Annotated in this window: 13 protein-coding genes and 1 tRNA gene; 11 read left to right on the top strand and 3 right to left on the bottom strand. The window is 60.5% G+C overall.

The features are described from left to right. Positions 1-23: 23 nt before the first annotated feature. Positions 24-470, bottom strand: coding sequence for a pilin (locus B2V21_RS05410; RefSeq protein WP_286916250.1), 447 nt, complete (start codon positions 468-470; stop codon positions 24-26). Between the two features lie 205 nt (positions 471-675). On the opposite strand from B2V21_RS05410, the gene pilB reads away from it, so the two are divergent. The 9 genes from pilB (at position 676) to B2V21_RS05365 (ending at position 10,648) form a co-directional block, all read left to right on the top strand. After that, entirely contained in the window at positions 676-2,373 is a 1,698-nt protein-coding gene (gene pilB, locus B2V21_RS05405) for a type IV-A pilus assembly ATPase PilB (RefSeq protein WP_286916249.1), read from the top strand. 3 nt (positions 2,374-2,376) lie between these two features. Further along, positions 2,377-3,594, top strand: coding sequence for a type II secretion system F family protein (locus B2V21_RS05400; RefSeq protein WP_192001184.1), 1,218 nt, complete (start codon positions 2,377-2,379; stop codon positions 3,592-3,594). 3 nt (positions 3,595-3,597) lie between these two features. Further along, positions 3,598-4,470, top strand: coding sequence for a prepilin peptidase (locus B2V21_RS05395; RefSeq protein WP_286916248.1), 873 nt, complete (start codon positions 3,598-3,600; stop codon positions 4,468-4,470). Further along, the gene (gene coaE / locus B2V21_RS05390) at positions 4,467-5,090 is read left to right on the top strand and encodes a dephospho-CoA kinase (protein ID WP_286916247.1); all 624 of its coding nucleotides are present in this window, start codon (positions 4,467-4,469) and stop codon (positions 5,088-5,090) included. Before B2V21_RS05395 ends, coaE begins: the two co-directional genes overlap by 4 nt. After that, positions 5,087-5,290: a DNA gyrase inhibitor YacG gene (yacG, locus tag B2V21_RS05385; RefSeq protein ID WP_049861149.1), complete on the top strand. Its 204-nt coding sequence runs from the start codon at positions 5,087-5,089 to the stop codon at positions 5,288-5,290. Before coaE ends, yacG begins: the two co-directional genes overlap by 4 nt. A gap of 58 nt (positions 5,291-5,348) precedes the next feature. Beyond that, positions 5,349-6,059: a response regulator transcription factor gene (locus tag B2V21_RS05380; RefSeq protein WP_286916246.1), complete on the top strand. Its 711-nt coding sequence runs from the start codon at positions 5,349-5,351 to the stop codon at positions 6,057-6,059. Continuing rightward, positions 6,059-7,423, top strand: coding sequence for a HAMP domain-containing sensor histidine kinase (locus tag B2V21_RS05375; protein ID WP_286916245.1), 1,365 nt, complete (start codon positions 6,059-6,061; stop codon positions 7,421-7,423). The genes B2V21_RS05380 and B2V21_RS05375 overlap by 1 nt, the downstream gene beginning before the upstream one ends. Positions 7,424-7,508: 85 nt before the next feature. Continuing rightward, on the top strand, positions 7,509-9,746 hold the full coding sequence (locus tag B2V21_RS05370) for a TonB-dependent siderophore receptor (protein WP_286916244.1): 2,238 nt from the start codon (positions 7,509-7,511) through the stop codon (positions 9,744-9,746). Next, entirely contained in the window at positions 9,746-10,648 is a 903-nt protein-coding gene (locus B2V21_RS05365; protein ID WP_286916243.1) for an alpha/beta hydrolase, read from the top strand. Before B2V21_RS05370 ends, B2V21_RS05365 begins: the two co-directional genes overlap by 1 nt. Before the next feature lie 85 nt (positions 10,649-10,733). On the opposite strand, the gene B2V21_RS05360 is transcribed toward B2V21_RS05365, so the two are convergent. After that, positions 10,734-11,159 (bottom strand): DUF3830 family protein, encoded by a 426-nt coding sequence (locus B2V21_RS05360; RefSeq protein ID WP_286916242.1) that lies wholly within the window; start codon positions 11,157-11,159, stop codon positions 10,734-10,736. 100 nt (positions 11,160-11,259) lie between these two features. On the opposite strand from B2V21_RS05360, the gene B2V21_RS05355 reads away from it, so the two are divergent. Together B2V21_RS05355 and B2V21_RS05350 are read left to right on the top strand one after the other, a co-directional pair. Further along, positions 11,260-11,889, top strand: a complete 630-nt coding sequence (locus tag B2V21_RS05355; RefSeq protein ID WP_049860973.1) for a DUF1780 domain-containing protein — start codon at positions 11,260-11,262, stop codon at positions 11,887-11,889. Positions 11,890-12,218: 329 nt separating this feature from the next. Then, the gene (locus B2V21_RS05350) at positions 12,219-13,520 is read left to right on the top strand and encodes an NAD(P)/FAD-dependent oxidoreductase (RefSeq protein WP_286916241.1); all 1,302 of its coding nucleotides are present in this window, start codon (positions 12,219-12,221) and stop codon (positions 13,518-13,520) included. Between the two features lie 131 nt (positions 13,521-13,651). Here the strand turns inward: B2V21_RS05350 and B2V21_RS05345 are convergent. Further along, positions 13,652-13,728: transfer RNA gene (locus B2V21_RS05345), tRNA-Pro, on the bottom strand. Positions 13,729-13,864: the final 136 nt, after the last annotated feature.

Here is a 13,864-nt window from a genome sequence, read left to right as displayed (position 1 = left end):
AACGCACCCAGCCCCAAGGCGCTTTAATGTACACAGGCCTTTGGGGCTGCTTCAGGTGGGGTTACTTCGCAGGACCACAAAAGAACGCCGCCACTTGCTGTCGGCGTCAGTTTTACTGTTATATTGGTAGCGCCTGAAACCCCTGTATTTTGCAGCTCACCGCTACCACTATTACACTCAACACTTGGCGCGCGAGGGCTCAAACACAGCTCTCCTCCTGCCTGCCAATTCTCAGCGACCACTAATTTAGGAGCCTCAAGCTCTGCCAGAAGCCTACCTGCTTTTACTTTCAGCATGTAATTAGTGAGGATTGGCAATGTTAGAGCGGCTAGCACCCCTACAATCGTAACCACGATCATCATTTCAATCAGTGTGAAGCCACGAGATTCTTTTGGTCCGCTCCACTGTGCTGACGCGTCCGAATTGACAGCCTCACTTCTCATCAGTCGCAACGGGTCAATATTTCTCAAATTATTTCTCCCACATGCGGCAAAAGCAAAAAAAGCTAGATACCTTTGAAGCGTACCACCCGTTCGATAGACTGAAACTGGGTCTAGTTGAAACGGGGCGTCAGGCCATGAGCGTACAGCTTTTTATCCTGCCGGAACACTAGCTTTCATTGGCACAGATGCCCATCTACGCTATAACCACCCCAAGCTTGCATTAGGTATAGAGATGAACGACATCACCCTTAGCGGCTTGGCCAGACAGCTGGTGCAAGCTGAGGTAGTCACAGATAAGGCCGCGCAGCAGGCAGTTCTGCAATCGCAGAAGGCTCGAATCCCTTTCGTACATTTTTTGGTACAGAACAACCTAGCTGGGAGCCGTGTGATCGCAGAGGTTGCCTCTGAGCAGTTTGGGGTAGCAGTGCTGGATTTGAATGCTGTAGATCTCGAGTCCCAACCAAAAGCGCTGGTCAGCGAAAAGCTCATTAGGCAACACCATGCTCTACCTCTTTGGCGCCGTGGCAATAAGCTCTTCGTCGGCCTATCGGACCCAACCAACCATCAAGCTGTAACCGATATTCAGTTCAGTACAGGCCTGACGGCTGAGGCAATTCTTGTTGAAGACGACAAGCTCACTATTGCTATTGAAAAATATTTCGACAGCGCTAGCACCGGCCTTGAGGACCTTGGCGACGTCGACTTGGATGGCGTGGATGTCGAAACGGTTGATGACAGATCGGATACCCCAGCGACCCAAGACGCCGACGACGCACCTGTCGTACGGTTCGTCAACAAAATGCTACTCGACGCAATACGAGGCGGATCGTCCGACCTTCATTTCGAGCCATACGAAAAAATTTATCGAGTCCGCTTCCGCACTGACGGAATGCTGAAAGAAATAGCCCGCCCCCCTATCAACCTAGCCAGCCGCATCGCTGCCCGCTTGAAAGTCATGGCAAGCCTGGACATTTCCGAACGTCGAAAGCCCCAAGACGGGCGGATCAAGATGCGCATATCCAAGAGCAAGTCGATCGACTTCCGTGTGAACACTCTCCCTACGCTGTGGGGCGAAAAGGTGGTCATGCGTATCTTGGACCCGTCCAGTGCGCAGATGGGCATTGACGCGCTTGGTTATGAGCCGGAACAAAAAGACCTCTACGTCCAAGCTCTCAAACAGCCACAAGGCATGATTCTCGTAACGGGACCCACAGGCTCCGGCAAAACGGTTTCGTTGTACACCGGGCTGAATATTCTCAACACCATTGATATCAACATTTCGACGGCAGAGGATCCCGTTGAAATCAACATGGAAGGGATCAACCAAGTCAACGTCAACAATCGCCAAGGGTTGGATTTTGCGCAGGCGTTGCGATCATTCCTGCGTCAGGACCCAGATGTGATCATGGTCGGCGAGATCCGAGATCTTGAAACCGCCGAAATTGCAATCAAGGCAGCCCAAACAGGTCACTTGGTCCTGTCTACACTTCACACCAACAGCGCTGCGGAAACGCTGACACGCTTGCAAAACATGGGTGTTGCCAGCTTCAACATCGCGACCTCTGTCAGCTTGATCATTGCTCAACGATTGGCGCGAAAATTGTGTGTCCAGTGTAAGCGAGAGGTCGAGATTCCTCGGGATGCACTGATCGAAGAAGGCTTTCCCGTGGAGTCCATTGGTACGTTCAAGATATTCGAACCGGTAGGCTGTGAGCACTGCAACGGCGGTTACAAAGGCCGCCAGGGGATCTACGAAGTGGTCCGCAACACCAAAGCCTTGCAGCAGCTGATCATGGAGTCGGGTAACTCCATAGACATTTCAGCGCAGATGCGTCGAGACGGGTTCCCTGACTTGCGCACCTCCGGGCTACGCAAGGTCATGCAGGGTGTAACGAGCCTCGCTGAAATCAACCGCGTCACCAAGGATTAAGTAATGGCTGCGAAGGAGCAAAAATCCAGCACCTACGTATGGGAGGGAACCGATCGTAGGGGGACCAAGGTCAAGGGCGAGATGAGCGGCCACAGCATCCCCTTGATCAAGGCGCAGCTGCGCAAGCAGGGTATAAACCCTGGCAAGATCCGCAAACGGTCCACCCCACTGTGGAGAAAAGGCAAGAAGATCAAGCCTAAAGATATTGCATTGTTCACTCGCCAAATGGCGACGATGATGCGTGCAGGCGTGCCACTGTTGCAGTCCTTCGACATCATTGCAGAGGGCGTGGACAACCCGAACATGGCCAAACTGGTTGATGAAATCAAACAGGAAGTAGCTGCTGGTAATAGCTTTGCGGCCTCCCTGCAGAAGAAGCCCGAATATTTCGACGAGCTCTATTGCAGTCTCGTGAACGCAGGTGAGCAGGCCGGTGCGCTTGAGACCTTGCTTGACCGGGTTGCCACTTACAAAGAGAAAACCGAGGCACTCAAGGCGAAGATCAAGAAAGCCATGACGTATCCAATAGCGGTGCTTCTAGTCGCTATCGTGGTGTCCGGTATTTTGCTGATCAAGGTGGTTCCGCAGTTCAAAGAGGTGTTTTCCAGCTTCGGTGCGGAGCTTCCAGCGTTCACACTCATGGTGATAGGGCTGTCCAATGCCGTTCAGGAGTGGTGGTTCATCATTCTTGCAGTAGCTATCGCGGCCGGCTTTGCCTTGAAACGGCTGCACAAGACCAGTCAGAAGTTTCGAAATTCGGTCGATCGGTTCACGCTCAAGATTCCTATCGTGGGCCAGATCATTTACAAATCGTCGGTCGCGCGATATGCGCGCACTCTGTCCACAACATTCGCGGCGGGTGTTCCGCTTGTGGAAGCTCTGGATTCGGTGTCGGGCGCAACCGGCAACATTGTTTTCAAGAATGCGGTTAATTCGATCAAAGCAGATGTGTCCACAGGCTCGCCTCTGAATCAGTCGATGCGCACTACCGCTGTCTTCCCCACCCTCGCCATCCAAATGACCGCCATCGGCGAAGAGTCCGGCGCTCTGGACGACATGCTGGACCGCGTGGCAACTATCTACGAAGCTGAAGTCGACAACATGGTCGACAGCCTCACCAGCCTGATGGAACCCATGATCATGGCGGTTCTTGGTGTAGTGGTAGGCGGCTTGGTTATCGCGATGTACCTCCCCATCTTCCAACTCGGCAACGTAGTCTAAGAAATGCCATTAATCGACCCATCAGCCTTCCCCACGTTGGCCCTAGCCGCCTGCGCCCTCCTCCTCGGCCTCATCATCGGCAGCTTCCTCAACGTCCTCATCCATCGCCTGCCCATCATGCTCGACCGCGACTGGACCACGCAGTCCCGGGAAATGCTCAGCCTGCCGCCGGAGCCCGCGGGCGCCACCTATAACCTGCTGCTCCCGCACTCCGAGTGCCCGCACTGCGCGCACAAGATTCGCGCCTGGGAGAACATTCCGGTGGTGAGCTACCTGATGCTGTGCGGCAAGTGCTCCAGCTGTCGGGCGAAGATCAGTCTGCGTTATCCGCTGGTCGAGTTGGCCACGGGCATTCTCAGTGCGTTCGTGGTGTATCACTTCGGCCTGGGCTGGGAGGCGGCGGCGTTTCTGGTGCTGACCTGGGGGCTGCTGGCGATGAGTCTGATTGATGCCGATCACCAGTTGCTGCCGGATGTGCTGGTGCTACCGCTGTTGTGGCTGGGGTTGATCGTCAATGGGCAGGGGTTGTTCACGAACCTGTATGACGCGCTGTGGGGCGCGGTGGCCGGTTATCTCAGCTTATGGCTGGTGTATTGGGCGTTCAAGTTGATCACCGGCAAGGAAGGCATGGGCTATGGCGATTTCAAGTTGCTGGCCATGCTGGGGGCCTGGGGTGGCTGGCAGATTCTGCCGCTGACCATTCTGCTGTCGTCGCTGGTGGGGGCGGTGCTGGGGGTGATCATGCTGCGGATGCGCAACGCGCAAACCAGTACGCCGATCCCGTTCGGGCCTTATCTGGCCATTGCGGGGTGGATTGCATTGCTGTGGGGTGATCAAATAACCACTTCATACATGCAGTTTGCCGGGTTCCGATGACAACAGCTGTGGATAAACCGTGGGTGCTGGGTCTGACCGGTGGCATTGCCAGCGGCAAGAGCGCGGCGGCGCAGCGCTTTGCCGAGTTGGGCGTGCACGTGGTGGACGCCGACCAGGCCTCGCGCTGGGTGGTGAAGCCGGGGCGTCCGGCGTTGGCGGCGCTGGTCGAGCGCTATGGCGCGGCGCTGTTGCAGGCCGATGGCAGCCTGGATCGCGGAGCGCTGCGCAAGGTGATCTTCGAGGATGCGCAGGAGCGGCGCTGGGTCGAAGCGTTGTTGCACCCGCTGATCGCCGAGGAAATTGCGCAATCGCTGGCATCGGCGACGTCGCCCTACGCGGTGTTCGTGTCACCCTTGATGGTCGAGTCCGGCCAACACCGCATCACTCAGCGCCTGCTGGTGGTGGATGCGCCCGAGGCGGTGCGGGTCGCGCGGACACTCCTGCGCGACCACACCACGCCGGAGCAGGTCCAGGCGATTCTGAAAGCCCAGACCAGCCGCGAGCAGCGGCTGGCGCTGGCGGACGATGTGCTGGTCAACGATCGTGATCTGGCCTGGCTGCACTCGGAAGTCGAGCGGCTGCATACTTTTTACCTGACTTTGCGTGGAGGCCGAGAATGAGCCAACCCTTGACCGTTGATTGCCCGACTTGCGGGGCGCCGGTGGAATGGACGGCAGCGAATGTGAACAGGCCGTTCTGTTCCGATCGTTGCAAACTGATCGACCTGGGCGCCTGGGCGGCCGAGGAACACAAGATTCCGGTCAGCCCGGATGCCGAGGACGAGCTGTTCAGCGAGGACCTGCCACCGCGCGGTCATTGAAGCAGCGTTGCATTGCGCGATTGTGATGCAGTCTTCGGGATGCAACAATTGCGCAATTGTGAATGACTATCAAAAACCCCCTTGCGTACTGCTGGTCGAAGACGACGCCGAGCTTCGCGAACAGCTGTGCCTGCACCTGCAACGTCGCGGTCTGGTGGTCCAGGTGTGCGAACGCGGCGACGCAGCCTTGCTGCTGGCGCAGCGTGAACCGTTCGACCTGATTCTGCTGGACATCATGCTGCCCGGCCTCGACGGGCTGAAGGTCTTGAGCCAATTGCGCCAGGCTCAGGGTACGCCGGTCATGCTGATGTCGGCCCTGGGCGCCGAGCAGGATCGCATCAGCGGTTTCACCCAGGGCGCGGACGATTACCTGCCCAAGCCTTTCAGCCTGGCCGAGCTGGATGCGCGTATCGACGCGCTGCTGCGCCGAGTGGCCCTGGACCGCCGCGCCACGCCGACCCGCGCTGAAACCGATATGGCCGGGTTGATCCGTGACGGCCATGCTCAGGACATCCACTACCACCAACGCCCGGCTGGATTCACCAGCTCCGAGTACCGGCTGCTGTGCACCCTGCTCGACCATGCTGGTGAGGCCTTGAGCAAGGCGTTCCTCTATCAACAGGTGCTGCACCGCAGCTACACACGGCTGGACCGCGGCTTGGATGTGCATGTGTGCAACATACGGCGCAAGCTGGGCCAGATCGGTGCCGACCATGTGCAGATCCAGGCAGTACGCGGCCAGGGTTACGTACTGGTGGTCGCAGGGTGATGCGTCGGCGTCATTCGCTGCTGTGGAAGCTGGCTTTGCTGCAGACGGGTTTCTGTCTGCTGCTGGTGTGGCTGGTGTGGTTCTGGGGCCTGCACGTGGAGCGGCGCAGTTATTTTCTAGACCCTGCCACCCGACAGGGTCTGGCGGCCCATGCCGAGCAGGCCGAACAGCGCTGGCTGAACGAAGGCGCAGATGGGGTGGAGCGATGGCGCGAACGGTTCATGGCCGATCAGCGAACCTGGGCAGCGGTGATCGGTCCGCAACTGCAAAGCCTGGGCACCAGCGCCTTGAGCCACGATGAATCCAGCCACCTGACCTTCATGCGTAAGCTCGACTGGCCCATGAGCCGACGCCTGGACGACGAACTGCCGTATGTCAGCATCGCCTTTCCTCGGCATCCCGAACAAGGTCGCTTGGTACTGCAACTGCCGGAACGGCTGCTACCGGAGGGGCTCACGCCCTGGACCCACATCGTCACTCACGGCCTGATGCCGGCTGCGCTGGCGCTGCTGTTGGGGCTGTTGCTTTATCGGCATCTGGTGGTGCCGCTCAATGAACTGCGCGAACGCGCCAACGCGCTGCGTGCCGACGACCTCGAGCCGGTCGCCAGCAGTGCGGTCGCGCAACGGCGAGACGAACTGGGCGAACTGGCCCAGGCTTACGAGCACATGGCCCAGCGTGTGCGGCAGAGCCTGCAACAGCAACGTCAATTGTTACGCACGTTGTCCCACGAGATGCGTACTCCGCTGACCCGTCTGCGTGTGGCCAGCGACAGCCGCCTGCCGGACGGGCAATTGCAGGCGCGCGTGTCGCGCGAAGTCGACGAGATGCAGCGACTGGTCGAGGACGCGCTGGATCTGGCCTGGCTCGATACCGAACGGCCCGACCTGCCCCGTGAAGAGGTGCGGGTACGTTCGGTATGGGAAGCGCTGGTGCAAGACGTACAGTTCGAGAACCACTGGCCGGCCCATCGCTTGCGCTGCGAGGTGCCGGACGACTGCGTAGTGCAGGCGCACCTGAACAGCCTCGCTCAGGCGTTGGAGAATCTGCTGCGCAATGCGGTCCGGCACTCGCCAGCGCAAGGCTGGGTGACACTTCGTGGCCACCGTGATGGCCTCTTCTGGCATCTGTGCGTAGAGGACCAAGGACCCGGCGTCGACGTCGCCGACCTGGAGCGGATCTTCGAGCCGTTTTTGCGCCTGGATGGCACGCCGGGCAAGGGCTTCGGTTTGGGCTTGAGCATTGCTCGCCGCGCCATCGAGTTGCAGGGCGGCCAGCTGTGGGCCAGCCGCGGGGATCACGGTCTGCGCATGAACCTGCGTCTGTTGGCCCATGACTCGTCTAGCCAGACGCCAAGTGTTTAGAAAGTTAATGCGCTTTACTATCATTTAGCAATTATTATCATCTTCGATCTTCCGGCCACCCTGGCCAGTTCATGGAGATCCAACGATGCGCCTGCGCCTGCCGCCCCTGCCCTATTTCGCCGTGCTTCTGGGCGCTTGCCATCTGCTCCCCGCGACCGCGTCGGCCGACAACACGACAGCCGAACCCGTGGAGCTGGAAGCGTCTTCGGTGGTGGCCACGGCCGAAGAAGAGATCAAGCAGGCTCCCGGTGTGTCGATCATCACGGCGGAAGACATTCGCAAGCGCCCACCGGCCAACGACCTGTCGCAGATCATCCGCACCATGCCGGGGGTCAACCTGACCGGCAACTCCAGCAGCGGCCAGCGCGGCAACAACCGGCAGATCGATATTCGCGGCATGGGGCCGGAAAACACCTTGATCTTGGTCGACGGCAGACCGGTGAACAGCCGCAATTCGGTGCGTTATGGCTGGCGCGGCGAGCGCGACAGCCGCGGTGACACCAACTGGGTGCCCGCGGACCAGGTGGAGCGCATCGAAGTCATTCGGGGGCCGGCCGCGGCCCGTTACGGCAATGGCGCGGCGGGCGGCGTGGTGAACATCATCACCAAGCAGCCGGGTACCCAGACCCACGGTTCGGCGACGGTCTACCAATCCTTTTCGCAACACAGCGCGGAAGGCGCCACCAAGCGGGTCAATTTCGGCCTGAACGGGCCACTGACCGATGCGCTGAGCTACCGCGTGTTCGGCAATGTCGCCAAGAGCGATGCCGACGATCAGGACATCAACAGCGGCCATGAGTCGCGGCGCACCGGCAACCAGGTCGGCACCTTGCCGGCCGGGCGCGAAGGCGTGCGCAACAAGGACATCAACGGGCTGCTGAGCTGGAAGCTCAGCCCCGAGCAGACTGTAGATCTGGAAGCGGGCTACAGCCGCCAGGGCAACATCTACACCGGTGATACCCAGAACACCAACAGCAACGCCACGGTGCGCAGCCTGGTGGGCCATGAAACCAACATTCTCTATCGCGAGAACTACGCCCTGACCCACCGCGGCGACTGGGATTTCGGCACCTCGCTGGCCTATCTGCAGTATGAAAAGACCCGCAATCGACGCGTGAAGGAAGGCCTGGCAGGTGGCACCGAGGGCATCTTTTCCAGCACTGATTTCACCACCAACGTGGTGCGCGACCTGACTGCCCACGGCGAGGTCAGCCTGCCGCTGCATTGGGGCGTCGATCAGATGCTGACCCTGGGCACGGAGTGGGTCGAGCAGAGCCTTGGCGACCCCAATTCCAACGTGCAGACCACCACGGCCGGTGGCGCCATACCGGGCCTGGCCAGCAGCAACCGCAGCGGCAGTTCGGAGGCGCGCATCGCTTCACTGTTCGTCGAGGACAACATCGAGCTGTTCCCCGGCACCAAGCTGACCCCCGGCTTGCGCCTGGACCATCACGACATCGTCGGCGACAACTGGAGTCCGTCGCTCAACCTGTCCCAGGTGCTGACCGACACTGTGACCGTGAAGGCCGGCATCGCCCGTGCCTACAAAGCGCCGAACCTCTACCAACTGAACCCCAACTACCTGCTGTATAGCAACGGTCAGGGTTGCTACGGCCAGACCACCAGTTGCTACCTGCAGGGCAATGCCGACCTGGAAGCCGAAACCAGCGTCAACAAGGAGCTGGGCGTGGAATATCGCAAAGACGGCGTGGTGGCCGGCCTGACCTACTTTCGCAACGATTACCGCAACAAGATCGAATCGGGCCTGACCCCGGTCGGCACCGCCATCGGTGGCAGCGGGACGACTGCCAACGCCAGCATCTTCCAGTGGGAGAACGTGCCCAAGGCCTTGGTCGAGGGATTGGAAGGCAACCTGACCTTGCCCGTGACGGATGATCTGAACTGGACCAACAACTTCACCTACATGCTGCGTTCGGTGAACAAGGAAACCGGCGATGTGCTTTCGGTGACGCCCAAGTACACCCTGAATTCGATGCTCGACTGGCAGGCCAGCGAAGCGCTGTCGCTGCAGGCCAATGTGGCCTGGTACGGCAAGCAGAAGCCCAAGAAATACGACTACCACGGTGCACGAGTGACCGGCACATCCAACAATCAGCTGTCGCCCTACGCGCTGGTCGGCGTCAGCGGCACCTATGCGCTGACTCGGCACCTGAGCCTGACGGCGGGCATCGACAACCTGCTCGACAAGCGCCTGTATCGCGAGGGCAATGCCCAGGGTGTGAACAACATCGAAGGCGCGGGCGCGGCCACCTACAACGAGTCGGGCCGCACGCTCTACACCAGCCTGACGGCGTCGTTCTGATGAAGCATACGATCATCAGCGGGCTGGCAATGGCCGCCCTGATTTCACACGGCGCCGCGCAAGCACGTCCGGACCCGCAGCAGCCCATGGTGGCCCCGGTGCTGGAACGGCCCGACACTGGCTATGGGTTCACCACCCGAACCCTGGACTCGGCGGACGGGCAGCGGCATTACCGGCTGTACATCGGCCGCCCGGACCAGCCCGCCCCGGCCGCTGGCTACCCGGTGGTGTACCTGCTCGATGGCAATGCTGCCGTGGGTGCGTTGGACCAGACACTGCTACGGCGCTTGAACGAAGGCGCGGACGCACCGCTGATCGTGGCCATCGGCTCGACCACGCCGCTGCGTATCGACCGCCCGGCGCGAACTTTCGATTACACGCCGCGAGTGACCGGCGACACGCAGATCGATGCACCCTCCGGGCTGCCCAGCGGCGGCGCCGATCAGTTTCTCGATCTGCTGGATCAGCGAATCAAACCGCTGGTGCAGCACGCCATGCCGGTGGATCTGACACGGCAAACGTTATGGGGGCATTCCTATGGCGGATTGCTGGTGCTGCATGCCCTGCTGACCCGGCCTGGGGCGTTTCAGCATTACGCTGCGGCCAGTCCTTCGCTGTGGTGGGGAAACGGTGCGGTGCTCGAGCCGTTGGACGGCTTGGCGGACCGAGTGGGCCAGAGCAAGGTGGGGTTGACGTTGATGCGAGGTGACACCGAGGCAGCCGGACCGGGTGGGCCGGCGCGCTCGACGCAGGCGCCGGGGGTGGCCATGGAGCGGTTGTTGAAAGGTGTTCGCGGCGTGCCCGGTTTGCGCGTCGATTACCACGTGTTTCCTGGGCTGGGGCATGGGCCGATGCTGCCTGCCTCGCTGCGATATGTATTGGAGAATGGCGTGTATCGCTGACGCGGCTTGCGCCGCTGCTGCAGGGAATTGGCGCTTTTCTGTAGCAGCGGCGCAAGCCGCGCCCGGTCGCACCGCGCCGGCGGGATCATGCCAATTCGAACAGCACCTCCTGCGCCCCTTCCCACAACGTCTTCACGCCCAGGGCTCGAAAATTTTCCTTGCCCTGCACGATGGTCAGGAAATGATTGCCGGCCAACTGCCCCATCTTGCTGGCGAAACAGCACGACCCGTAGGCCAGCAGGATTTCCGTTTCGCTGTACGGCCCCGGATAAAACAGCACGTCCCCTACCGACGGGTGACTGGTGTGGTTCTCGAAGCCTACCGGCGCATCGCCTCGCAGCAACTGAAATTCCCCCAACGGCACCCAGCACGCCTCACCGCTCCAGCGTACGTGGATGATTTTCTGCCGATAGGGCAGCAGCTTGAGAAACGCCTCCACCGTCTGCGGTGCGTCGGGGTGGGTTTCGGCCAAGAATTCATAGCCGCCGGAGGTGATCTTGATGCTGGGCATGGTGCAGCTCCTGGGAAAATCCCATCCTTACCCATTACCCGGCGATTTTGAAGCGTTGGCCATTATTCTTTTCGTCGCACAGGCGGGCTAAGCTAGGGCCATGGATGACTCCGACTACCTGCGTTTGCTCACCAGCCAGGCCGAGCAAGCCAATGCCTTTCTGTCCAATGCGCGCAAATGGGAGCGCGAGCGTTGGGTGTGCGAGCGCCTTTTGCAGGGGCTGAACATCACCTACCGCGACGACGAGTTCACCCCTGCAGGCCAGGAGCCGCCGGACGTGCTGTTTCGCGACGCCAGTTTCGAAGTGTTTTTCGTACTCGATGAGGGTCGCCGGCTCAACGATGAATGGCGCGAAGAGCTGCAACGTCGTCGCAGCGCCTTCTCCCTCAGCCAACTAGTGCGCCGTGAAGCGCGTCCCAAGCGCATTCGTGCGCCCGAGCTGCTGCAGCGGCTGGCGCCGACCCTGCGCAAGAAAGCCCACAACTATCGCGAACGTGGCCTGGACCTGGGCGAGCTGGACATCATTGCCTTCGCCAGCCTCAAACGCGAAACCCTGGACCTGAACAGCCATTTCCCGCCGCCTACCGAATTTCTCCGCCAGGGCTGGCGCTCGCTGTCGCTGGTCGGGCCCACCTTCGCACGGGTCTTGTTCGCCCATCCGGATGCGCCGGATTTTCTGCGCAACAACCTGGGCCGCAGCATCGTTTTCGATGTCGGCATCAGTTTGTGACAACCGCCATTTATCAGCCATGGCGTATCCGCAGCGGCGATGATACAAAGCGTCATCGTCCGCACCGACTGTCAGGAACCCTGTAGCCTTGCCAGCGTCTGAAACGTCTACCTGTTCATGGTTCCAAGCCCTGCCACGTGAACCGCGCCCTATGGGTCGGCGGTTGTCTGTGTGCTTGTCGACAGCAAGTCGAGCGTCCGCTCCTTGCCTCGATAACCGCCGTCGCAGGGCCCGCGGAACCGTCTGCCTGAAGGTGCGGAGCTATGAGCTGCCTTGCGCTCGCCCCCCTCGCAGACCCAACGAATTCCTTAACCTTATGAGAGCTTTCCATGACACATCGCATCGTTATCGTCGGCGGCGGCGCCGGCGGCCTGGAACTGGCCACCAGCCTGGGCAAGACCTTGGGCAAGCGCGGCACGGCCAGCATCACGCTGGTGGACGCCAACCTGACCCATATCTGGAAACCGCTGTTGCATGAAGTGGCAGCCGGTTCGCTGAACTCGTCCGAAGACGAGCTCAACTATGTTGCCCAGGCCAAGTGGAATCATTTCGAGTTCCAGCTGGGTCGCATGAGTGGCCTGGACCGGGCGGCCAAGCAGATCCAGCTGAGCGCTACCCTGGATCCGGAAACCGGTCTGGAGTTGGTGCCGGCGCGCAGCATTGGCTACGACACGTTGGTGATCGCCGTGGGCAGCACCACCAATGACTTCGGTACCCAGGGTGCAGCCGAGCATTGTCTGTTTCTGGACACGCGCAAGCAGGCCGAGCGCTTCCATCAGCAGTTGCTCAACCACTATCTGCGTGCGCACGCCGGACACGATGAAAGCCGCGCGCAGATCAGCGTGGCCATCGTCGGTGCCGGTGCCACAGGGGTCGAGCTGGCGGCCGAGCTGCACAATGCGGCCAAGGAACTGGCGGCCTATGGTCTGGGCCGCATTGCGCCCGAGAACATGCGCATCACCTTGATCGAAGCCGGTCCGCGGGTGTTGCCGGCGCTGCCGGAGCGTATCGGTCAACCGGTGCACCAGACTCTGGAAAAACTGGGCGTGACGGTGCTGACCAATGCCGCCGTGAGTGAAGTGACTGCCGAAAGCCTGCTGACCAGCAGTGGCCAGGTCATTCCTGCCAGCCTGAAGGTGTGGGCGGCGGGCATTCGGGCGCCGGGTTTCCTCAAGGACATCGATGGCCTGGAGACCAACCGCATCAATCAGCTGGTGGTGCGCCCGACCTTGCAGACCACTCACGACGACGACATCTTTGCGTTCGGCGACTGCGCGGCGTGCCCGCAGCCGGGTACCGATCGCAACGTGCCGCCGCGCGCTCAGGCCGCCCACCAGCAGGCTTCGTTGCTGGTCAAGTCGCTGAAGCTGCGTATCGAGGGCAAGGCCCTGCCGGAGTACACCTACAAGGACTATGGCTCGCTGATTTCGCTCTCGCACTTTTCGGCGGTGGGCAATCTGATGGGTAATCTGACGGGCAGCGTGATGCTGGAAGGCTGGCTGGCGCGCATGTTCTACGTGTCGCTGTACCGGATGCACCAGGCGGCGCTGTATGGTCTGTTCCGCACCGGCATGTTGATGCTGGGCAGCCGTATCGGACGCGGCACGGAGCCGCGATTGAAGCTGCATTGATGGAGGATCGGCCGCGTTACGTGTGACGTGACGCGGTGATGCCGGACGCAGCTTGCACCGCTGCTACAGGCGGGTGTATTGAATTGGGGGCAAAAAAAAAGGCGCCTATGACAGGCGCCTTTCTTCGAATATGGTCGGGGTAAGGGGATTCGAACTCCTGACATCCTGCTCCCAAAGCAGGCGCGCTACCGGACTGCGCTATACCCCGGTACAAAAAAGGCACCCCGGAAGGCGCCTTTTCTGCTGCCCACCGGTGTTAATCGGTGGGGCTTTTAAGATTCGACCCGGCGAACCGGAATCAAAAATGGTGGGTCGTGTGGGATTCGAACCTACGACCAATTGGT

Origin of the sequence: Pseudomonas sp. UBA6276 (assembly GCF_002438365.1) — a bacterium.
In the GTDB taxonomy this organism is placed as follows: domain Bacteria; phylum Pseudomonadota; class Gammaproteobacteria; order Pseudomonadales; family Pseudomonadaceae; genus Aquipseudomonas; species Aquipseudomonas coleopterorum.
The sequence above is the reverse complement of the archived record's forward strand: the minus strand, read 5'-3'. Positions and strand labels throughout refer to the sequence as shown.